Origin of the sequence: Chitinophaga sp. Cy-1792 (assembly GCF_011752935.1) — a bacterium.
Taxonomy (GTDB): Bacteria; Bacteroidota; Bacteroidia; order Chitinophagales; family Chitinophagaceae; genus Chitinophaga.
This window is the reverse complement of sequence record NZ_VWWO01000002.1, coordinates 1,477,869-1,498,915: the sequence shown is the minus strand read 5'-3', so window position 1 is coordinate 1,498,915 and position 21,047 is coordinate 1,477,869. Positions and strand designations below refer to the sequence as shown.

At 44.2% G+C, this 21,047-nt stretch carries 19 protein-coding genes and 1 tRNA gene; 10 read left to right on the top strand and 10 right to left on the bottom strand.

Annotation, left to right across the window (positions count from 1 at the left end; all coding sequences use genetic code 11):
- Positions 1 to 37 precede the first annotated feature (37 nt).
- A complete protein-coding gene (locus F3J22_RS20345) occupies positions 38 to 424 on the bottom strand; it encodes a helix-turn-helix domain-containing protein (RefSeq protein ID WP_167019771.1) in 387 nt (128 codons plus the stop codon).
- A 140-nt stretch (positions 425 to 564) separates the two neighbouring features.
- Here F3J22_RS20345 and F3J22_RS20340 point away from each other — a divergent pair, with 140 nt between their 5' ends.
- Positions 565 to 1,485 carry a ClpXP adapter SpxH family protein gene (locus F3J22_RS20340; RefSeq protein ID WP_167019770.1) on the top strand — a complete coding sequence of 307 codons (921 nt, stop codon included), beginning with the start codon at positions 565 to 567 and terminating at the stop codon, positions 1,483 to 1,485.
- 278 nt (positions 1,486 to 1,763) lie between these two features.
- Here the strand turns inward: F3J22_RS20340 and F3J22_RS20335 are convergent, their stop codons facing one another.
- From F3J22_RS20335 to F3J22_RS20305, 7 genes are all read right to left on the bottom strand, one after another.
- Complete coding sequence (locus F3J22_RS20335) at positions 1,764 to 2,891, bottom strand: TlpA disulfide reductase family protein (RefSeq protein WP_167019769.1); 1,128 nt, start codon at positions 2,889 to 2,891, stop codon at positions 1,764 to 1,766.
- Between the two features lie 658 nt (positions 2,892 to 3,549).
- Positions 3,550 to 3,873: a hypothetical protein gene (locus F3J22_RS20330; RefSeq protein WP_167018491.1), complete on the bottom strand. Its 324-nt coding sequence runs from the start codon at positions 3,871 to 3,873 to the stop codon at positions 3,550 to 3,552.
- A gap of 233 nt (positions 3,874 to 4,106) precedes the next feature.
- On the bottom strand, positions 4,107 to 4,553 hold the full coding sequence (locus F3J22_RS20325) for a hypothetical protein (RefSeq protein WP_167019768.1): 447 nt from the start codon (positions 4,551 to 4,553) through the stop codon (positions 4,107 to 4,109).
- Positions 4,554 to 4,864: 311 nt separating this feature from the next.
- Complete coding sequence (locus tag F3J22_RS20320; RefSeq protein WP_167019767.1) at positions 4,865 to 5,083, bottom strand: hypothetical protein; 219 nt, start codon at positions 5,081 to 5,083, stop codon at positions 4,865 to 4,867.
- Between the two features lie 45 nt (positions 5,084 to 5,128).
- A complete protein-coding gene (locus F3J22_RS20315; protein WP_167019766.1) occupies positions 5,129 to 5,539 on the bottom strand; it encodes a hypothetical protein in 411 nt (136 codons plus the stop codon).
- A gap of 889 nt (positions 5,540 to 6,428) precedes the next feature.
- Positions 6,429 to 6,501 (bottom strand) — tRNA-Lys (locus tag F3J22_RS20310).
- Between the two features lie 152 nt (positions 6,502 to 6,653).
- The gene (locus tag F3J22_RS20305) at positions 6,654 to 9,071 is read right to left on the bottom strand and encodes a glutaminase family protein (protein ID WP_167019765.1); all 2,418 of its coding nucleotides are present in this window, start codon (positions 9,069 to 9,071) and stop codon (positions 6,654 to 6,656) included.
- A gap of 114 nt (positions 9,072 to 9,185) precedes the next feature.
- Here F3J22_RS20305 and F3J22_RS20300 point away from each other — a divergent pair, with 114 nt between their 5' ends.
- From F3J22_RS20300 to F3J22_RS20275, 6 genes are all read left to right on the top strand, one after another.
- Positions 9,186 to 9,707, top strand: a complete 522-nt coding sequence (locus F3J22_RS20300; protein ID WP_167019764.1) for a hypothetical protein — start codon at positions 9,186 to 9,188, stop codon at positions 9,705 to 9,707.
- A gap of 239 nt (positions 9,708 to 9,946) precedes the next feature.
- Positions 9,947 to 10,072 carry a cytochrome c oxidase subunit 2A gene (locus F3J22_RS20295; RefSeq protein ID WP_167019763.1) on the top strand — a complete coding sequence of 42 codons (126 nt, stop codon included), beginning with the start codon at positions 9,947 to 9,949 and terminating at the stop codon, positions 10,070 to 10,072.
- A gap of 12 nt (positions 10,073 to 10,084) precedes the next feature.
- Positions 10,085 to 10,540 carry a cytochrome C oxidase subunit II gene (locus tag F3J22_RS20290; protein WP_167019762.1) on the top strand — a complete coding sequence of 152 codons (456 nt, stop codon included), beginning with the start codon at positions 10,085 to 10,087 and terminating at the stop codon, positions 10,538 to 10,540.
- A 3-nt stretch (positions 10,541 to 10,543) separates the two neighbouring features.
- On the top strand, positions 10,544 to 12,223 hold the full coding sequence (locus tag F3J22_RS20285) for a cbb3-type cytochrome c oxidase subunit I (RefSeq protein WP_167019761.1): 1,680 nt from the start codon (positions 10,544 to 10,546) through the stop codon (positions 12,221 to 12,223).
- 2 nt (positions 12,224 to 12,225) lie between these two features.
- On the top strand, positions 12,226 to 12,879 hold the full coding sequence (locus F3J22_RS20280; protein ID WP_167019760.1) for an SCO family protein: 654 nt from the start codon (positions 12,226 to 12,228) through the stop codon (positions 12,877 to 12,879).
- A complete protein-coding gene (locus tag F3J22_RS20275; protein WP_167019759.1) occupies positions 12,869 to 13,399 on the top strand; it encodes a c-type cytochrome in 531 nt (176 codons plus the stop codon). Before F3J22_RS20280 ends, F3J22_RS20275 begins: the two co-directional genes overlap by 11 nt.
- 83 nt (positions 13,400 to 13,482) lie before the next feature.
- On the opposite strand, the gene F3J22_RS20270 is transcribed toward F3J22_RS20275, so the two are convergent.
- Positions 13,483 to 15,765: a family 20 glycosylhydrolase gene (locus F3J22_RS20270; RefSeq protein WP_167019758.1), complete on the bottom strand. Its 2,283-nt coding sequence runs from the start codon at positions 15,763 to 15,765 to the stop codon at positions 13,483 to 13,485.
- Positions 15,766 to 15,913: 148 nt separating this feature from the next.
- Here F3J22_RS20270 and F3J22_RS20265 point away from each other — a divergent pair, with 148 nt between their 5' ends.
- The 3 genes from F3J22_RS20265 to F3J22_RS20255 all read left to right on the top strand — a co-directional run bounded on the left by F3J22_RS20265 (position 15,914) and on the right by F3J22_RS20255 (position 18,421).
- Positions 15,914 to 16,711: an MBL fold metallo-hydrolase gene (locus F3J22_RS20265; RefSeq protein ID WP_167019757.1), complete on the top strand. Its 798-nt coding sequence runs from the start codon at positions 15,914 to 15,916 to the stop codon at positions 16,709 to 16,711.
- Between the two features lie 79 nt (positions 16,712 to 16,790).
- Positions 16,791 to 17,618, top strand: a complete 828-nt coding sequence (locus F3J22_RS20260; protein WP_167019756.1) for an AraC family transcriptional regulator — start codon at positions 16,791 to 16,793, stop codon at positions 17,616 to 17,618.
- Positions 17,619 to 17,683: 65 nt separating this feature from the next.
- The gene (locus tag F3J22_RS20255; protein WP_167019755.1) at positions 17,684 to 18,421 is read left to right on the top strand and encodes an SDR family oxidoreductase; all 738 of its coding nucleotides are present in this window, start codon (positions 17,684 to 17,686) and stop codon (positions 18,419 to 18,421) included.
- Positions 18,422 to 18,608: 187 nt separating this feature from the next.
- Here the strand turns inward: F3J22_RS20255 and F3J22_RS20250 are convergent, their stop codons facing one another.
- Positions 18,609 to 21,008 carry a glycoside hydrolase N-terminal domain-containing protein gene (locus F3J22_RS20250; protein ID WP_167019754.1) on the bottom strand — a complete coding sequence of 800 codons (2,400 nt, stop codon included), beginning with the start codon at positions 21,006 to 21,008 and terminating at the stop codon, positions 18,609 to 18,611.
- Between the last annotated feature and the right edge of the window lie 39 nt (positions 21,009 to 21,047).

Below are 21,047 nucleotides of genomic sequence, written 5' to 3'. Positions count from 1 at the left end.
TGATTCAAGCGGATTTAATATCTTTTGACTGTTATGTCTACTGTTCTTTGGATAATGACACGGGCTTTTCATAAAGGGCGCTTCTATATGCCGTTCCCCATTTTGCGATTTCATCGATGATAGGCTGTAGGGTTCTACCGTATTCCGTCACTTCATAAGCTACTGTAACGGGTTTGGTATGTAGTACCGTGCGGCTGACCAGGCGGTTCATTTCCATATCCTGTAATTCTTTGGACAACATCTTCGCTGCTATACCATCTACTTCACGGAGTAATTCCATAAAGTGCATCTTACCTCCTTCCAGCAGGGTTCCCAGGATATGAAATTTCCATTTGCCGGAAAGAATCTCCATCGTGTCTTTAATGGCCGTAATCCTGATTTTACAAATACGGGTATTATTTACCGTCTGATTTTTCTTCGTCATAATTATTTTCCCTCACACTATTAGGCCTTAAAAATAGGTAAACTCCTAATGGTTACCAATTGGATAAGTAGTTTCCTCCGGGTAACCTATAGCAATAATAAACTAATGTGGTAATAACTTTGACGGCAAATGAATAAAAAATGTCAGACAATACCATAAAACCTAATCCGCTACTGTGCGACCCTGTTACCGGCACCTGTGAGTTACCGGCATTTGACAATAAAGAATTAGCGGGTACTGCTGCAATACCGGGAACAAAACCGCTCAAGGTCGTTTACTTCACCGACCCGATCTGCTCCAGTTGCTGGGGAATTGAACCGCAGCTTAGAAAATTAAAACTGGAGTACGGCAATATCATTTCTATTGATTATCGCATGGGAGGACTACTCCCTGACTGGAGCTATAACAGCGGGGGGATCAGTAAACCATCGGATGTAGCACACCATTGGGATGAAGTAAGTGCATACTATGATATGCCTATTGTTGGAGATGTATGGCTGGAAGACCCACTAGCCTCTTCCTATCCCCCATCTATTGCGTTTAAGGCAGCTCAGCTGCAGGATAATGAGAAGGCAATTTTGTTTTTGAGGGTAATCAGGGAAATGGTTTTCCTGGAGAAAAAAAATATCACCAGGTGGGAACACATTGCTGCCGCCGCGCAATATGCACAGCTGGAAATAGGCCAGTTTAAATCTGATTATGAAGGATCCGCAAAATTATCCTTTGAGGAAGATTTGAAATTAGCCAGGGAATATGGCGTCCGGGGTTTTCCTTCCCTGTTTTTTGAAGCCAACGGGGAGAAAGAATTTGTTTATGGCGTGCGGCCTTATGCGCAATACGAAGCAGCAGTGCTAAAATTGCATCCCAATGCCGCTAAAAGCGCTTACGACAAAAATACAGCAGCACTTTTCTCTAAATACCCATCGCTTACATCCAAAGAATTCAGTGAACTCGCAGGCATACACAAAAGTGAAACTTTCGAAATACTGCATGATTTGGTATTGCGTGGCATATTAGAGGAATTAACTACCAGGAATGGGAGTCTGTGGAAGTGGAAATAGTCAGATTTAAAAATCGTTATTAATTCGAATAGTGACAAAAAATTGCTGCTATTGAAATTATTTGTAAAACCAATGAAGTTTAATTTTCTATTCAGGTGAATAACTTTAATGGAGCAGGACATAAAAAGTACGGGAAACCCGAATCTAACAACCTGTCTCAGTAGAGACAGGTTGTTAGATTTGTCAGTATTGAAATGGTTATAATCAATGATCTAATGCAGAGACATAAAAAAGTTCAACTTAGCGATACGGTTGGGACCTCAACAAATGCCGAAACCTTATGGCAGCGTAGACAAAAAACCTTCAATGTCTGCCAGGGTGGGATTAATCAACAATAACTTACTATCAGGCCCTACAAGAAATTTCATTGGTATCGCATCTATTTTTAACAGCTGCGCCACTTTGCCGGCTCTCCCTTTAAGATCAGATAGATTGGTCCATAGTATATCATTTCTTTTTATCGATTCTATCCAGGACTTTTTTTGCGTATCAAGTGATATACCCACAATTTCGAATCCTTTGGTCTGATACTGATTGTAAATATTTTTTAAGTGTGGCAGTTCCTCCAGGCAGGGGCCGCACCAACTCGCCCAAAAATCAAGTAAAACATATTTTCCCTTAAACGCGGATAAGCCCTGTAATCGCTGGACAGTATCCGGCAAGGAGAAATCCGGTATTTTTTTTCCTATCTTGATTAAATTATCATAGGCGAATAATTCATAATTTAGCCGTTTGCCTAATTCAGTTTGCCTGAGTTTTTTTGAAAAAACTGAGTAGTACTTCTGGGCAGTGTCCTTCGGTATGAAAGTCGAAATTTCATTGAATTCAGATAACAGACCATAGCTATCAGGATGCTCCGAAATTAGTTGATAGAGAATTGCTTCATTTCTTCGATTGATCATACGCTCATACGCATTTACCAGCTCCATCGACTTTGCGGAATCCTTTAGTGCGGCAAGGCTGTCAATAATTCGGTTATCATTTCTCTTTGTGGGTCGATAAATACTATCCAGGTAGTAATTATAATAGGTTGTTTGGGGTGACCCGACAATTTTTCCTGCGTGAATAGCATCTTTCTGGCTTTCAATTTTAATATCTTTATTTTCGCCTATAAACGAAAACCTGGACTTACTGACAGACGGCACCTCAATAGACAAAAATTTCAGATCGTCAAGTTTGCCGGAGAAGACAAAATAGTCGTCCTTGCTAAAACAGGAATCGTAGATTATCACTTTAAAGGCACTAGTAAACGTATAAGGCTTATTTGTCAAAAATACCTTTGTATTTCCTATTCCCTTTATTCTTCCGGAAATTGTATAACCTCCACCACCTTGTGCACAGGCATTTACAGACAGAATACCTATCAAAATTGCCCCAATTAATAACCCAATCTTACATTTATTCATTTTTCATAAAATTATTATTCTCGTAAGTGGCAGCGCATGGATTGAATCTACCGGGGATCATGCTACTATATTATTACGGGCATATAGTTTATGCATAGTAACGCAGAGATAAGGTGTGGTTATTAATGCATTCAAAAAAACGTGGACCAGAAATACTACAACTAATTTCATAGCATCTATATAAAGGATCAAACCACTGATAGGCTATTTTATTTCGGCTTGAATGAAAATAGATCCTTTTTCAAGGGTAACAAAATAATTCTATAACAAGAAAAATATAATGAACCATCATCAACTCTTCCTTTGACCCAGGCACTCTTGCAAGCAACTAAACTATTCACTTATTAAAGTAAACTTGGTTCTTTACAAAGAAAAGTAAATTTTGCGCCTAAACGCAAACATTATGGAGGAAGTAATAGCGTAAATGCAAAAACCTGTCTCTACTCTGTAGATACAGGTTTCCAGTGATCCTGTTGGGACTATATCAAGGCTTATAAACCGTCGCTTTCAGGGTATTAAAAATGTACTGTATCCTTTTTTGTATCCTTATGGATTAGCTTACTTTGTATCGGATTGGAAAGAACTTATAACTGGAAGTACGCTCACTCCAAAGTTGTATTTTATGCCAAAACACGGCGGAATCATCCCATTAAAAGGTCTATGCATCCTTGATTGCATATTCAAAGAGCCTGTAAGCTAAATCCTCATCTGTTAATTTAGAATTTGATTCAATAGATTCCATAATCGTATCAAGAAAATATAAGAAATCAAAAAGATTCATGTAATCACTTCCGTTCGAATTATAATTAAGGCTCCCTTTAGTTTCTTCTATAGAAAAGAATCCAAGTTTATTATGAAACCCATAGGGTGCCTCCACATAAATCTCTATAACCTCTGATTCCTTATCCAATGAAAGATTTTGGCAAAATTCCTGATAGGTTCCGCCGTTTCTGAAATAGATCACTAATTCCAGTAGCGTCATTTTATTAATTTTTATCCTCCCAAAATATAACAATTACGTCGCAGCGCAAAACGATTGAAAGCAGCAATAAGAGGCAGGTCAAAAGTAAAGAAGGAAATAATTAATTTACTATTTTTCCATGGCTTTAATTTCCCTTCGAGGTCAGTCTTCTATTACAAAAAAATAATTTTCAGGATTTTCTACGAACAATTCTGAAAAAGAATATGGTGTATAATGCGGATTTTTGAGCACCTCTATTCTGTACTGTTGGGAAGCGCAGACCAGCCTGCTGCAGGAGGCTTACCTGTGTTGATGGGCACTTTAAATCTCAGTAATATTTCAGCATTGGAGGGGTCTTTTTCTGAAAACAATACGAAATATTTTCCATCCTCGGTTACAATATCCATATCCATAGGGTAAGATTGATAACGAGAATATTTTAATCCATTAACATAGTATACATAACTCACACCAGGGTTTGGACTTCTAATGTTTTTGTACCTTCCTGTGGTGTAGCCTATTGTATAGTGAGCATATCCATTTCGATCTTTCTTTAATCTGGAAAGTCTATTCAAATTAAAAAAGACGAAGACAAGGAAAATTGCAACAGTTATTATTACAAATTTTACTTTTTCCCAGTATATCTCATTACTATTTTCTTTGTAGAAAAAACTTAGAAGATATTTAACTATAGCATTCATATTCCTAATTTCATTTAATCTTGCCCCTATTTGTCAACTTTTAGCGGGTCAGCAGCTTTATAATTGATAGTACCAGAAACCACTGTAGCAGATGTGGACTTTGCTGCAACTGCGACTTGCGACTTAATAATATATTCCCGCCATAGCTTTTCATACTTGGGTTTGTAGCTTAAACTTTTGAAGCTAGATATCTGAGCTGGCTTATACTTATTTGATAACCCCTGAAGAGCACAATCCCTACTCGTTTCAACATTGGTAATTCGATGGGAGGCATCATACGGCCCCCCATTAAAATGAACCAATTCTTTCTTCTATCTCATCCATAACCACACCCCTTCAGTCACCTTAGACACTTCTTCTATTTTTAAATCTTGTAACTTTTCTTCAGGGGAATAATTAACATTATCAGTAGAATCACTTCCAAATACAGGTATTTGTGAATTATTAATCATCACAAGAATAATTGGTTGGGGAAGACTGAAGAACATTAGATATTGCAACTTCACATCTGTTATCACCAAACTTTTCATACGTCGCATTTGTTTCAATGGAATTAGAAGAAAAATATAATTCTTTTATGAGTTAATTAACTTATTAAACACTTCCGGATTTGACGCCCATTCCCAATCAAACGATCTCATTGCCTTGAGGATTAACTCCTTTTCTGAACCTCCTCTTATAGATTGAAGTGCTGTTTTTACCTTATTCTTCATTTCTTCTTTATCGTCATTTTTCATTATTAATAATGGGCCAAAAAAGAAATTAGATTCTTTAGAAATTTCTTTCAGCCGGGCTGATAAATATTTTGCTATTCCTATGGGATTTCCAACCAGAATATGAAAGTATTCAAGATCTTCCAAACTATCCCCAGGATCCTCTTCAGAAAAATTATAATAAATATTTAGTTCATAAAAAAAATCGTTTTCGTCAGCGGAATTTTCAATTTCGATGTAATCCCAATAGAAGTCGTGAACATAAATCTGCATACAAATGATATTTAATTTATTTGTTATCCTGAGCGCTTCTTTTCAACACTATAATTATATTTACGGTTTGCTTGGACATGAACATCACTTCGATTTGGTGCATTCTGTGTATTACTCCATTTTATATCTTACAAAGAGCTTAGAATCTATTTAAATTCTTCGAATTTAATCTCTGGCAATGCCAACTGCGATTAATGGTGGTATCAACAGTGTAGCTTCCTGTGGCTTCTTATTATGGAAAACAACAGGCTTAACAAAAATATTGGAGGGCTTTCCATACTGGTAAACCTTTACCGGAATAAAAGCCTTACAGCCAACAGTGACCCAACTGAAACCACGATCGATTTTCTGCGTTCAGGCATAGCAATAGATTGCCCGTAACAAATCATTGCTGTCAATAGGATTACAAGAAAGAAGAATAACTGTTTCAAAAGGGAATAAGTAAATAGTTATAGAGAATTAACAATCTAAAAAATACGCATATAGACGCGGTTCATAATCCGAAACAGAATTGCATAAAGTATAAGATCAGTTATTATGACTATCGACAGTAAATATTAAGGATAGGGGTAAGGTTAAACAGTCTAATTGCTACAGGGGTATTATCACTTAATTTTCCTCTACCGCTTCAATCATAATCCTAAGTTATAAATTAATATTTCACAGTTTTCAGTTTTTTTTCCTTGAAAAGAAGATTTAAAAAACATATTGAATTTCATCAATTTCACACAAAAAGCATTCGGGCACAAGGATAAATCACGAAAGGAGGTACCCGAACAGGTACCCGATTAGTTTGTGCGACTTAGTACAAATTTGTTGGAGAAATATCAGTAGTGCTACTTTAGCAGATGGATTTAAATGAAAAAAGGCGACCTTAAGTCGCCTTCTGTGATCCCGCTGGGACTCGAACCCAGGGCCCATACATTAAAAGTGTATTGCTCTACCAACTGAGCTACGGAATCAATCACCCCTCGTTTGTAACGGGAGTGCAAAGATAGAAATTATTTAATTCTTACCAAATTTATTTCATTCATTTTTAAGGTTTTATCTCAGAAGGAATAATTGTATGTCTGGTAACACCCTGCAATAAAGGGTTTCAGAGCCCAAAATACGCCTATCTCCCGTTGAGCTTCGCATCCAGCATCTTCATATAATACCCTCCCACCACACTGCGCGCCTGAAATCCTACCTGCTTTCCATCTGTGGTTTCATGCCAGTCGCCAAGAGGAACGCGTGTAGGCGTTTCCGTTGCATAGCGGTAAACAGGCTTTATCAGTGATTCAAATTCATCGCGGTTACCTGTCAGCACTGCGGTCCAGAGGATCCAGTCAGATTTCGTATAGGTACGCCTGCTGTCCAGCGGCAAACCATAACGCTGCTGATGTCCCAGGTACCAGGCCGTTTCCTGACGATATACGCTCTCCGGGAAAATATTGAAACCCAGCACACGGTCCCATACCAGGTTGTACTTCTGACTCCAGGTGCCGGGCTGACCGAATGCCAGCACCGCATGATCACCGTCGGCTGATAGTAACACCCACTTCGCTGCCATCACGGCAGCGCTGTCGGCATAGCGTGTAGCCGTTGCCGTATCTCCCAGCATTTCCGCCAGCATAGCATAGGATTTAATACCCACGATAGCCTTCAGGGATAGGTTCGCATTTCGCGCCAGATGACCGGCAAAGTCGTCGGTACATAACTGATTGGCAGGATCGAAACCAGCCCCCAGCAGGTAATCCGCCCAGGTGGTCAATGTTTTCCAATGCTGCTTAGCATAGTCTGCATTACCGGAAACTTTTGCTATTGCTGCCGTCACGATCAGCATATTCCCGGTTTCTTCTACCGGCATATCTTCATCATATACCTGCCCGCCCGCTATCGGGAAAGTACCCAGGTCATGCGCTGCAAAAGGCTTCGCAAACTTTCCGCTCTCCGAATAATAGAAGATACCATTACACATCCCCTTCATCAGCTCAGGGTTATACAACAAATACAACGGCGACGATGGATAAGTCAGGTCCACCGTATTGATACAGCCATTGCTGAAATTCTCCTTAGACAAAAACAATGGCTCTCCCTGCGGCCCACGTACCAGCGTATGCGCTGCAATACTCTGCCTGTATGCCAGCTCACAAAGCTTTGCATACTCCTCGCCTCCTGCCTTCACGGCATCGGTATGCAGCTGCGCATCGAAGTTGTCACATAGTTGCATGATCCTGCTGTAATCATTGGCAGCGGCCACCAGTTCCTGGTCAATGGTCACCACACCGTTCCTACGCCACCAGGCCTGTAGCTGCTGACCAAAATAATCTACGGCTTTTATATCATCATACCCTATTAAAAATACCTGCGAAACCGGCGCCGCTCCTACTGCTCCCAGCGCTGCTGTAAATTGCAACATGGTATTGGGCGCTGCCGGCACCTTCTCCTTGCCGTTGCCCGACAAGGCCGCTACTTCGTATTTCAGTCCGGGCGCGGTTTTCGCCGCTACATACATATATCCCCAGTCTATACGTATATCATCCCCCTTCTTCTGCAATACCGGCTGGGCAACAGTCCCGGCTTTTAATACGGCTAATCCACCGGTGGTATAACGTGTAGTCGTTACCGTTGCAGCTTTATCTTCCAGGCATAAATCTTTGGAGGCGGCAAAGGAAACACTTACCTGGTGCGACTTCCCATCATTTGCCTTCACCTCGTAGGTGACATAGGTGACAGGGCGCGACATTAGCGGCAAACTATCCATCAGCAACGGCGACCTGAATTTCAATTGTACATCTACCCCGCCGGCACGGAAATCATAGGCGGTCTGTGTAGCGCTGATACGCACCGCACGCTGATCCGCAACCCGCGTATCTGCCTGCACATTTTTTTGTTTGGAAGAAAGTCCTGCAGCGAGATATGCTCCACCAGCGGTATTGCGGACATGTATTGCCAACAGGTTCCCCTTGCGTTTCAGCAGCCCTTTATCGATATTAACCGGAAAATAATCAAAACGACCATTCCAGCCATTCTTACTAAAAATCTCTTTGCCATTCAACACCACCGTGATATTATCATCGTGATGCAGCTTCAGGAACAAAGGACCATCGGGCAACTGCGCCAGGTCGAAAGTACGGCGTACGTAGAGGTCCGGACTATTCCATGATGTTTCCTTACCACCAGGATGATCACTGAAAGGCATAACGCCTTTGTCCCATCCTGCATCGCTGAACGCGGTACTTGCCCAGTCGCCACCAGGCGTGCTGGTAGTATATCTTACTTCGCCTTCGGCAGATAGTAAGTCCTGGTAATAATCTGGCATCCTCCCTAATACCCTGTATGGGACACCATCGACGGTAACGCTGCCAGTAAGCGGCTGCGACATACCGCTCCAGTGATGGGTAGGACCTGCGGTAAGAGTATCATTAAATGACCATACACTAAAGTACGGATGATGGGTAACCAGCGGATAAGCCGGCGCCTGCTGCTGTTGGGCTTTCAACACTAACGGGCACAGCAGGCCACAGCAGATATGGACGATTGACTTCATAACGGGAACGTATACTTGTTAAAGATTTCAGAAAACTAGGTAATTATAGTGGAGATTAATAACCGTTTATCCAAAAAGAATATAATTTGTGTAAGGCCCATTAAAAAACCATTGATGAAACCAAGGTTACCAATTCTTATTCTATCGCTTCCGATATTTGCTGCCTGCGAGCGCCAACAAACAGCCGTAGCCCACCGGCACTGGTATGAGCATACCAAAAGTACTATACTGGAACAGGCCGGTATGGCGCCAGACAGTATCGCCTACTCCTACAATGAAGATAGTACCCACAAGGTAGTGGAACAGTATCATGATAAACACCTGCTCTCTACCAGGGGATTCGATCACGATATACTGCGCTATGAAATTTTTTATAGTATAGACAGAGATTTTGAGTTCCGCCGCGAACGCTGTGAAAATGGTAATCCAGCCTTCGAAGGGCTCTTTTATAAAAATGAAGGCTATGGCATCACTACCTGGTTTGCCGGCAACCGCCTGAAAGAACAGGGCGTGCGGTTCAAAAATAACCGGGTAGGCATCTGGAAACTATGGACCAAAGAAAATATGGAACCGGAAGAAAAAAATTACGGCGGTGATGCCGCCATCGAATCATTCCCTGTACTGAAACATCCATAAATAAAAAACGCAGACCCTGCGTATCGCCTTGGAGGCCCTGAGAAGCCTTTTTAGTACGGTACCGGATCTGCGTGTATCTTAAATATCACTATTAAAATGCTTCAGATGGAGCGCAAAAATACATAATTACCCCAAATTCTCATATATATATTTCCCGAAATAAGAGAAATCTCCCATATAAACAATTCCCTGCTGCTGATGGTTATTACTCGTAACGTGTAAAAACCAAAACCGAAAGTATGCAACAGCAGGAAAACTCCGAAAAATTCGTTCCACGCGGGGCCATCGCTTTCTTCGCCCTATTGATAACCCTCGGACTGATCATCTGGTTCGGTATCTACTTTCTTATGTTATCCAGGATCTAAAAACACGGGCTTATGATCGACATTTTTGAGAAAAGAATCATTATCACCTCCCTGATCGTGATGGGACTCTTCATATTCTCCCTGTTCTACGCACTGGGCGCCAAAAAGGCCGATGTTACCGAATGTCTGCCCTACGATAAAACCTACGAAACGGCCCGGGTGGAACAGCTGGACAAATCGACCTACCAGATCTTTTATGTAGCCAGGATGTGGACCTTCGAACCCGCTATAGCCTATATCCCCGTTGGCAGTGATGTAGACCTGTTCGTTACCTCCCATGATGTGGTCCATGGCTTCGATATCTACAATAAAAATGTAAACCTAATGGCTGTCCCCGGAGGCGTAAGCAAAACCACGATCCACTTTGATAAACCCGGCGTTTACAAGGTGGTATGCCACGAATACTGCGGCACCGGCCACCAGAACATGCAGGCGGAAATTATTGTCAACTATCCGAAAAAAAAGTAAACTATGCAGGTAAGCAGGTTTTTAAGAAATACAATTCTTGTAGAATTATTTGTTCCGGTATTATTACTCACCATCGGTATCTACCACGGCCTGATGCAGGTGATCTACCGCGCAGGGGTTATCCATCAGTCGGCTGTAGCCAAACTGGACTATTACCAGGGCCTTACCCTTCATGGCGTTATCAATGCCATTGTGCTGACCACCTTCTTCGCAGTGGCCTTCGGACACGCTACCATAGCCTATTATCTTAAACAGGAACCTGGCAAAAAAGCTACTGCCCTGTCGATGTGGCTGATGGTTATCGGTACGCTGCTGGCGGCATGGGCCATGTTATCCGGGAAAGCCTCTGTGCTATATACTTTTTACCCGCCGCTGAAGGCCCATCCCGCTTTCTACATTGGTACAGCCATGCTGATCGTAGGTTCCTGGGTGGCATTTTTCGACTGGTCTGTTATTTATGTGAGATGGAAACGCGAACATAAAACCATCAATACGCCGCTGGCTGTAATCGGCACGCTGGTCAATTTCACCATATGGTTCGTTTGTACACTGGCAGTTGCCTATGAAGTACTGATTTTACTGGTGCCCTGGAGCCTCGGCTGGACCGCCGGCGTTAACGTGCCCCTGGCACGCACCCTCTTCTGGTTCTTCGGCCATGCGCTGGTTTATTTCTGGCTCCTGCCCTCCTATATCATGTTCTATACCATGCTGCCAAAGCTGGCCGGTGGCAAGCTATACTCCGGCACCGCCGGCAGAATCGCATTCTTCATCTTCCTGCTGCTGTCTATCCCCATCGGGGTACACCACCAGTTCGGAGACCCTTCCATTGGCCGCGGTATTAAACTGACACAGTCCTTACTGACATTCGGGGTGGCACTGCCCAGCTTTATCACCGCCTTCACCATAGCGGCTTCGCTGGAATATGCCGCACGCCTCCGTGGTGCCAAAGGCATTTACAACTGGATATGGAAACTGCCTTTCTTCCGGAAAGACGTCTTCCTCTTCGGCTACCTGATCAATGGACTCATCCTGTTCATCTTCGGTGGACTCACCGGCCTGGTAAATGCTTCTTACTCCCTGAACAACGTGGTTCATAATACCTCCTTCATACCGGGGCATTTCCACCTGACCGTGGCCGGCCCCGTATTCCTGGCCATCCTTGGGATGTCCATCTTTCTATGTTCTCAGCTGACAGGCAAAAAAATCTTTCTGCCGGTCATCAATACCATCATCCCCTATCTCTGGACAGTAGGCGTATTAATATTCTCTGTGGGCCTGATGTGGGGAGGATTGATGGGAGAACCCCGCCGCACCAATATGGGGCTCACTTATCTGAACCCCGCCAGCGACCAGTTTCATCCGTATTGGGTGATATCCAGTATGCTGGGCCTTGCAGGTGGCGGCATCATGTTTGTGGCCGGGTTCCTGTACTTCATTGTATTCTTTGGCACCTTCTTCCGCAAGCGTACTATGGAGCCGGAGATAGCATTTCCGGAGAGTGAGTCGCTGCACGAAGAGAAGCGCATTCCCGTACTGGATACCTTCCGGCCATGGCTGCTGCTGATGGGGCTGATCATCTTCCTGGCCTACCTGCCCGCTATCAGCGATGCGCTGAATAATACAGGCAGGAAAGCACCGCCTTATATTCCTACTGACCCTACTCCTGTTGTACAAAAACAATAAGCATGGATATCAGACGCTCACATATGACCGGTTCGTGGAAAGTCTTTCTGACAGTGCTTATTGTCGTTCCATTACTTGTTTACGGCATCGTACGCGTGCTGGAACATAAATTCGGTCATCTACCCGTATACGCAGGCAACACCATCATCAACAGCGATGAGAAAACGCCGGCAGCCATGCCAGCATTCAACTTCCGGGATCAGGACAGCCTGCCCGTTACCAATGCGGTGATGCAGGACAAAATTGTGGTGGCAAATTACTTTTTTACCAGCTGCCCGAAAGTTTGTCCGCAGATGATGGAGCAGCTCCAGCGCGTACAAAACGCTACCGGTGATTCTGTACTGATTTTATCGTTTACGGTAGATCCCAAACGCGATACACCACAGCGATTGCATGCCTATAGTTTGCAATACGATGTGCTGCACCCCCGCTGGAGATTATTGACGGGAGATAAAAAAGCCCTGTACCTGTTTGCCCGCAAGGGTTTATATATCACCGCCACAGACGGCGATGGCGGGGAAACGGATTTTATCCATAGCGACAGGCTGGTACTGCTAGATAAACTGCAACGTATCCGTGGATTCTATAACGGTACGGCTGCCAGGGAAGTAGATCAGTTGTTGTCTGACATAAAAAAATTACAACATGAAATGTAGGCGTATATTCATTACCGTTATCTGGTGTTGCCTTTTAAGCACCGCATTCGCGGCAGATCCCAAAGATGGTAAAATGCTGTTTCAGGCGAGATGTGCTTCCTGCCATAATGTGAACCAGAAGCTGACGGGGCCGGCATTGGCAGGTGTAGACGAACGGCATCCGGAAGCATGGATCATCAGCTTTGTAAAAGGATCACAGGCCATGGTGAAGTCCGGCGACAAAGCTGCCCTGGAGGTTTTCAACCAGAATGCGCAGATCGTTATGCCTGACCATCCCGACCTGAACGACGACCAGATACGGGATATACTGGCCTATATCAAGGACGAGGCCAGCAATGCGCCTAAAGAGGAAGCCCCATTTTCCAGGCCCGGCGAGAAGCAGCCCAACCTGATGCCGCTTACCATTTATAACATGCCGTTTATGATCGCCTATGTAATGCTGATCGTTGTAATGATCATTCTACTGGTATTCCTGGTGAATATCAAGAGTTATGAGAAACATGTCAAAGATGATAAATAAGATTTTATGCAGATAAAAAAATAGCCGCCTCTACGTGTAGAGACGGCTATTTTGCTTATGAGAAACGGGCTACCGTTATTGCATTAATGTTTGTACCAGGAATCAGGCACCGGCAGGATTTTACCGCCATTCAGACTGTATTCCAGCTTGAGGGTGAAACCACCACCGCCTTCCACGAAAGACACCAGTACGGGGTGTAATCCTTTCTGTAGGGCCGCCTGACCGCTTTTCTGCATAGGAGCATGCCAGCCGTCGTTATTAACTACCTCGTTATCGCCGATGTAGAGGATACCTCCGTCATCAACAGTCAGATAGAAGCTGTAGATGCCAGTTTCAGGCACATCGATGTAACCGTGCAGTTTAGCACCGAAAGGTTTGCCACCCTGGCCCAGCTCCACAGGAATGAACATGTTGGGCGTGGTCATGGTGCTGTCTTTGTCCTGCTTGATTTTGGTAACGCTCTTGAAAGTTCCTTTGAAGTAATCCAGCTGTAAACCGTTCTGTACACCGTTTGTACTTACCGGCTGCAGGTAGTTCTGCTGGCGGTATTTAAGGGTGTAGATGTCTCCCCTGTTGTTATAACGGGAGAAGGCAGCCAGCTTAATCGTTTCAGGACGGGTAACTTCCAGGCTGCCGGTCAGTTCAGTGGCGTTGGCATCAGGAATGCTGCCATCCGTGGTATATCTTACGGTAATACCTTTCAGCGCAGGTTTGATAACTTCCAGTTTACCTTTATCTACAAACACATTATCCTCTGTAAAGCCTTCCAGATCCGGCATTCTGTAATGAACACCCATATCATCCAGGAGGGTATAATGGGTATTGAGACGCTGCAGGTAGCTGTCGTAGCGCTGCTGATGTGTCCATAAAACCTCTGCCAGCGCGGTCATACGAGGCATCACCATGTAGTCGGCGCGTTTTTCAGAAGCAATCCATTCTGTCCACAGGTTGGCCTGTGCACCGATGATGAACTTCGCTTCTTCTGCGGTGAGTGCTTTAGGCACCGGTTCGAAATGATATACGTTGGAGATGGAATTTCTGTCAGGAACCCCGTCGAAGTACAGTGGGTTACCTGGCGTCATGATCACCTTATTACCATGTTTTGCCGCTTCTATCGGCGCTTTAGGCACCCAGGAGCGCCAGTACATCAGCACGGCGGTAGGACTGATACCACCTTCCAGGATTTCGTCCCATCCGATGAGCTTTTTGCCTTTGGAGTTAAAGAATTTCTCCATACGTTTTACAAAATAGCTCTGCAGTTCTTCTACGGTTTTTAGGTTATTGGCCTTCATCACTTCGGCGCACTGCGGTGCTTTCTCCCAGCTGGTTTTTTCTACCTCATCCGCACCCAGGTGGATGTATTGGGAAGGAAAAAGGGCTGCTATCTCTGTAAATACATCTTCGGCAAATTTGAAGGTGCTTTCGTTACAAGGGCATATTGGCGTGGAGAAGGTTTTCCCCCAGCCGTTTTCTGTGCTGCAGGCCAGGAAAGGGTAAGATTTGATGGCCATCATCATATGGCCCGGCATATCTATTTCCGGAATGATCTCTACGTGACGTGCTGCCGCATAGGCAATGATATCACGCATCTGTGCCTGGGTATAGAAGCCACCATACAGGGTTTTACCATTTTTATGGATAATATGCTCTGTATCCAGTGCCATGTCAGGGTTGTCTTTCGACTTCTCTATACAAACAGAATCCTGGTTATTATATTCTCTCCAGGCGCCGTTTTGCGTCAGCAGCGGGTATTTCTTTATCTCGATTCTCCAGCCCTGGTCATCGGTAAGATGCAGGTGCAGCTTATTCATTTTGTAGAGCGCGAGACGGTCGATGTATTTCTTCACATAACTGATAGAGAAGAAATGTCGGGCTACGTCCAGGTGCATACCGCGCCATCCATACATAGGATGATCTTTAATATGAGCGGCAGGCAGGAAGAAAGCGCCTTTTTCACGGGCATCCAGTGGCAGGAGCTGGCGGATAGTTTCGATACCGCGGAAGATACCGGTGCTGGTGCGGGCAGCAAGGGTAACGCGTTCCGGGGTGATATCGAGGGTATACTCCTCTTCTCCGGTGATAGATTTGTTCTGCACCAGCACAATGGTGCCATTGGCCGCCTTAGCAGCTACAGACAAGGCTTTGCCGGTATACTGTGTAAAGATGCCCTGCAGTTGTTTGAGCTCATTGGCAAAAATAGCCGGACTCACAACATGCGTGTTTTTGTTAATATAAAAATTCCCGGCTCCGGTGCTGATCTCCTGTGGGTAAGGAATCAGCGGATATCGTGCGGGATCAGTATCCTGTGCGGAAGCATGTAAAGCGCACAGCATAGCAGCAACAACAACCTTAAATGGTTTGATCATAGTTCAAAGAAGTTAGCATGTTTCCAAACAGGCAAATTAAGCCAAAAAAACCAGCGTAAAGTGGTGTGATATTGCTTAATTCTGCATCTATCTTGACTTTACGATTAGATTTTAAGAATTGTCAAAAATCAGGTTTCTTTGCAAAATCATGTCAGTATATATTACATCATTAAATTCCGGTAGTAATGGAAATTGCTATTATGTGGGCAACGACAAAGAGGCGGTGTTGATTGATGCCGGCATTTCCTGCCGCGAAACAGAGCGCCGCATGAAGCGTCTGGGGCTGGACATGAGCCGGGTGAAAGCCATCTTTGTTTCCCATGAACACTCTGACCATATCAGAGGTATAGCCGTATTATCAAAGAAGCACAAGCTCCCCGTATATATCACTGCCAATACCATGACCCACGGCGGTGTGGTCATTGAAGAATCGCTGGTGCGCCGCTTTAATGCCGACGAACCTGTTACCATCGGCCATCTTGAAGTTACTGCTTTTCAGAAATTCCACGATGCCGTAGAGCCACATAGTTTTGTAGTGAGTTGCAGAGATATTAAAATTGGTGTATTTACAGATATCGGCGCCCCGTGTGAGCGACTGGTACACCATTTTAAACAATGCCATGCCGCCTTCCTGGAAGCCAATTACGACGAAACCATGCTGGAGCAGGGCCGCTACCCCTATTTCCTGAAAAACAGGATCCGCGGCGGTCACGGACACCTTTCCAATACACAGGCACTGGAACTCTTCCGCGAACACCGTCCCGCACATATGACCCACCTGTTACTGTCGCACCTTTCCAAGGATAACAATAATCCCGAACTGGTGCAACAGCTCTTTGAACAGGAAGGTACTGCTACTAAAATCATTGTAGCCTCCCGGTATGAGGAAACCAGCGTATTTGAAGTACCCGTAAAAAGCGTATATGCACTTACGTTAGATTTCTAAAGGGGCGGCTAAAAAGTATCTGCCGTTCCTTTTGTACCATATTTACCTACTGCATGATCATTCATAAAGTGTTCCAGGTATGAGTATAAAGATTGTTTCAAACGATAACCCTTATCCTGCTGCTGATATGCAGCAAAAGATCCTGCAACCCAGAAGACTTTCTGCTTACTTCATTGTATTGATTGACAGCGGCACCATTACCTACAACCTGGATTTGCAGGACATCACGCTCACCGACGGACAGCTCCTTTATGCCATGCCTAACCAGGTTTTTATTCCCCCTGCAAAAACTGCTGATCTTACCTATTTCAAAGTATTATTTGATGAAAACACCTTAGCACTTCTCCCCCAGCAATTTCCCTTTTTAGTTAATCCTTTAAATACACAAACCATCACTTTTGATGATGCTGCCAGGAAGAGAGTGCGCAACGTTTTTGAAATAATAAATCAGATTCTCTATATAGACGAACATCCGACAGACACAGAAATAGTATTATCTTACCTCAACTCCCTGTTAACAGAGCTGAATAGTGCTTATTTCAAAAACGCAGCACCGGCAAATATCCTGAATCCCAATCTATCCAAGTTTATTGAATTCAAGCTAATGGTAGAAACCCATCTTACAACACAACCATCTGTAAATGTAATCGCCGAAAAACTGGCGCTAACTCCCAACAGTTTATACCGGATTGTAAAAGAATATGCAGGTGTTTCGCCAAAAGACTTTTTCACTAACCGCTTAATGATTGAAGCACAGCGGAAACTACAGTACTCTTCCCTTTCTGTAAAAGAATTGGCTTACGAGCTCGGTTTTAATGATCCCGATTACTTTTCACGATTTTTCAAAAAATGTACGGGAAAAAGCGTGAGTGCGTTTATAAAAGGCCAGCAAGATTCGTCAAGGTAATAAATCGATTTGTCCATCTTCCCTCTTTTTCAGCCACCTACTTTTGCTTCATTAATTTAAACAAAATGAAATCAGCATTAGTAACAGGTGCAAACAAAGGCATTGGCTTTGAAGTTGCACGTCAGCTGGCGCATAAAGGGATCTATGTATACCTCGGCAGCCGCAATTTAGAGAACGGTATAACAGCAGTAAATAAACTATTGGCAGAGGGGCTAACCAATGCAGCAGCTATCCAGCTTGATATTACAGATGACGAATCTGTAAAAAATGCCCGTACAGCGATTGGCAGAAAAACAAAAACGCTGGACATACTTGTCAATAACGCCGGCATTTATGGTGGCTATCCGCAGTCGGCATTGGATGCCACCATCGCACAGTTCAAAGCAGCTTACGATGCAAATCTTTACGGGGTAGTACGAGTTACACAGGCATTTATTGATTTATTGAGCGCATCTGCTGCACCACGTATTGTAAATGTAAGTTCCAGCCAGGGCTCCATTACGTTGCATAGCGACCCTTCCTACAAGTATTATGACTACAAAGGTGCTGTTTATCTTTCTTCAAAATCAGCCATGAATATGTACACCGTTGTGTTGGCATACGAGCTAAAGGATAGCCACTTCAAAGTAAACGCCGTCTGCCCGGGATATACAAAAACAGATTTCAATGGTCAACGCGGGCCTGGCAGTGTTGATGTTGCCGGAGCACGCATTGTAAAATACGCGTTGCTCGACAAAGATGGGCCAACAGGAAAATTCTTTAGTGAAGAAAATAATCCGGCAACAGGAGAAATACCCTGGTGATATTTAGTAAAACGAGGATGTCAAAAGTCATTTTACTGGCGGTAGCAAACCGTCTCTACTCAGTAGAGAGAACTTAACAACTGATCTCTAGGCTGTAGAGATCAGTTGTTAATCCATCAAACAAAATCTGAAATGGAATTGCTATTGAGACATCCATGATATTCTTCTTATTAAAACAATATTAATATCAGATGATCCTATAAGATTTCCCTGCCTGTGTGTTGATGTTTTTAAACCCATCAGCTGTTTTTACTTTACAGATACCACCGTTGCGGGAAAGAATAGTTACGCTGTCGATCTTCTTATTATGCCATTTCATATCTACTACAAATCCGCCTCTGGCCACCAGGCCTTTCACTTCTCCGGCAGGCCATTCATCTGGTAAGGCTGGTAAAAACTCAATATATCCCTGGTGGCTCTGCAGGAGCATCTCTGCTATACCGGCACCACCACCGAAATTACCATCGATCTGGAAAGGCGGGTGAGCGCCAAGGAAATTGCTGTAAATACCACCGCCACCATCGTATTGGGCAGGTGCATCATGTCCGACGTGACGCAGTAATTTCTTCACGGCATCATAGGCGCGCTCGGCATTCTGGAGTCGTGCCCAGAGCGCGATACGCCAGGTAATGGCCCATCCGGTACCATCGTTGGTCCTGAATTCCAGCGTTTTTCGGACAGCATCGGCCAGCTCAGGTGTTTGTGAAGTGGTGATCGTATTACCCGGAAATGCGCCAAATAAATGCGACAAATGGCGATGGTGCGGCTCTACATCTTTCCAGTCGTAATACCATTCCTGTAAGTTGCCTGCCTTACCTACCTGGTAAGGATACAGCTTTGCCAGCGCTGCCGCTACCTGCGCTTGCATGGTGGCATCCGTATTCAACACACGGGTGGCATTTATATAATCATTGAACAACTGCCGGATCATGGCCAGATCAGCAGTACCACCGTATAACACATGCCCTTCGTAGCCTTTGTCCGTAATAAAGGTATTTTCGGGAGAAGTAGATGGAGCGGTTACCAGGTTACCTTTTTTATCTGCAGTAAGAAAATCCAGGCAAAACTGCACCGCGCCTTTCATAATCGGGTAGGTCTGCTGCAGGAATTTCCTGTCTTGTGTAAACTGGTAATGTTCCCAGATATGGGTGGACATCCAAACGCCGCCCATAGCCCAGTTTGCCCATTGCGGGCCACCTTCCCCATAATCACCGACAGGATTGGTGAGTGCCCAAATATCAGTATTATGATGCAAGGCCCATCCACCGGCATTATAGAAGTTTTTAGCGGTGGATGCACCCGTAACGGTTAGTCTTTGCAATAAATCAAAAAATGGCATTTGCAGTTCCGACAGGTTACCACTTTCCACTCCCCAGTAATTCATTTCCGCATTGATATTAGTGGTATAGTTGCTGCTCCATGGTGGGCGGGTCAATTCGTTCCAGATTCCCTGCAGATTCGTCGGGATACCACCAGGACGGGAAGCACTGATCAGTAAGTACCTGCTGAACTGATAGAACAATGCCACCAGGCTATTATCCGTTTTCCCTGCTGCGATACGGTTTAGCCGATCTACCGTGGAGAGCTTTTCATTTTCTTCTTCACCAAGGTTGATAGATACTCTATCGAACAGGCTGCTGAAATCCTTTGTATGCCTGGATTTCAAAGCATCATATTTTTTAGTGCCGGCAGTGGCAAGATATTGTTGTGCCAAAGCTTTTTCATCCAGCCCATTAGTGCCGGGGTTCTTATCGAAGCCGTTGTAGCTGGTAGCCATGGAGAGTAGTAATACCACTTCGCGGGCGTTACTGATATGCAATGTGCCATTTGCAGCGGATTGTTGTCCGTCGGTTTGGGCTACTTTCAACGCGGCCATAAACCGCATACCATTGATGGTATCGTATACGATCGCATTTTTAATATTTCCTCTGTAGCTGGGTTCGGCGTGTATTGGCGACCAGCCAGTTAGCTGAAGGGTATTATTCTTTGCACTGCCGGCGGCTTTGAGCTGACTATCGAAGTTACAGCTGAAGTTAAGTTTATCCTTTCCGGTGGCGGTGAATTTAATAACGATGACCTGGTCCGGATGCGAGGCGAATACTTCCCTGGTATATTGCGTTCCATCGATGGTATAGGTGACTTTCGAGATGGCATGTTGAATATCCAGTTCGCGTTTATAGTTTGTTACGGCTCCTTTGTTATCGAAGGCGAAGCGCAGGTTTCCCAGCGGCGCATATGATTCCGTGTATGGCCCTTGCATGAAGTGTACCAGGCGTTCCGCCTCCTTGTAATCTTCATTGAAGAGCGCTTCACGCACAGGCTTCAGATAATTTTTTGCATTGGGATTGATGGTGTCCGCATGGATGGGATTACCAGACCAAAGGGTCGCTTCATTGAGTGATAGTTGCTCTTCTGTTACGCCTCCATATACCATGGCCCCCAGCCTTCCGTTGCCGACAGGCATAGCTTCTTCAAAAACAGTAGCTGGTTTGGTATACCAGAGCTTCAGCGCATTGGACGTTTGGCTATACCCGGTATGATAGGAACATAAAAGTATCACTGCCAACCGGAAAGATGTCTTTTTCATTATCATATTATTCTACGTGGAATTTTTTAAATGCTGTTT

Excerpts from the sequence above, each read along its gene's own strand:
- F3J22_RS20280 (WP_167019760.1), top strand. The coding sequence starts at position 12,226 with ATGGATATCAGACGCTCACATATGACCGGTTCGTGGAAAGTCTTTCTG.
- F3J22_RS20260 (WP_167019756.1), top strand. The coding sequence starts at position 16,791 with ATGAGTATAAAGATTGTTTCAAACGATAACCCTTATCCTGCTGCTGAT.
- F3J22_RS20340 (WP_167019770.1), top strand. The coding sequence starts at position 565 with ATGTCAGACAATACCATAAAACCTAATCCGCTACTGTGCGACCCTGTT.
- F3J22_RS20315 (WP_167019766.1), bottom strand. The coding sequence starts at position 5,539 with ATGCAGATTTATGTTCACGACTTCTATTGGGATTACATCGAAATTGAA.
- F3J22_RS20335 (WP_167019769.1), bottom strand. The coding sequence starts at position 2,891 with ATGAATAAATGTAAGATTGGGTTATTAATTGGGGCAATTTTGATAGGT.
- F3J22_RS20295 (WP_167019763.1), top strand. The coding sequence starts at position 9,947 with ATGCAACAGCAGGAAAACTCCGAAAAATTCGTTCCACGCGGGGCCATC.
- F3J22_RS20305 (WP_167019765.1), bottom strand. The coding sequence starts at position 9,071 with ATGAAGTCAATCGTCCATATCTGCTGTGGCCTGCTGTGCCCGTTAGTG.
- F3J22_RS20250 (WP_167019754.1), bottom strand. The coding sequence starts at position 21,008 with ATGAAAAAGACATCTTTCCGGTTGGCAGTGATACTTTTATGTTCCTAT.
- F3J22_RS20300 (WP_167019764.1), top strand. The coding sequence starts at position 9,186 with ATGAAACCAAGGTTACCAATTCTTATTCTATCGCTTCCGATATTTGCT.
- F3J22_RS20320 (WP_167019767.1), bottom strand. The coding sequence starts at position 5,083 with ATGAAAAGTTTGGTGATAACAGATGTGAAGTTGCAATATCTAATGTTC.
- F3J22_RS20255 (WP_167019755.1), top strand. The coding sequence starts at position 17,684 with ATGAAATCAGCATTAGTAACAGGTGCAAACAAAGGCATTGGCTTTGAA.
- F3J22_RS20275 (WP_167019759.1), top strand. The coding sequence starts at position 12,869 with ATGAAATGTAGGCGTATATTCATTACCGTTATCTGGTGTTGCCTTTTA.
- F3J22_RS20330 (WP_167018491.1), bottom strand. The coding sequence starts at position 3,873 with ATGACGCTACTGGAATTAGTGATCTATTTCAGAAACGGCGGAACCTAT.
- F3J22_RS20285 (WP_167019761.1), top strand. The coding sequence starts at position 10,544 with ATGCAGGTAAGCAGGTTTTTAAGAAATACAATTCTTGTAGAATTATTT.
- F3J22_RS20270 (WP_167019758.1), bottom strand. The coding sequence starts at position 15,765 with ATGATCAAACCATTTAAGGTTGTTGTTGCTGCTATGCTGTGCGCTTTA.
- F3J22_RS20265 (WP_167019757.1), top strand. The coding sequence starts at position 15,914 with ATGTCAGTATATATTACATCATTAAATTCCGGTAGTAATGGAAATTGC.
- F3J22_RS20290 (WP_167019762.1), top strand. The coding sequence starts at position 10,085 with ATGATCGACATTTTTGAGAAAAGAATCATTATCACCTCCCTGATCGTG.
- F3J22_RS20325 (WP_167019768.1), bottom strand. The coding sequence starts at position 4,553 with ATGAATGCTATAGTTAAATATCTTCTAAGTTTTTTCTACAAAGAAAAT.
- F3J22_RS20345 (WP_167019771.1), bottom strand. The coding sequence starts at position 424 with ATGACGAAGAAAAATCAGACGGTAAATAATACCCGTATTTGTAAAATC.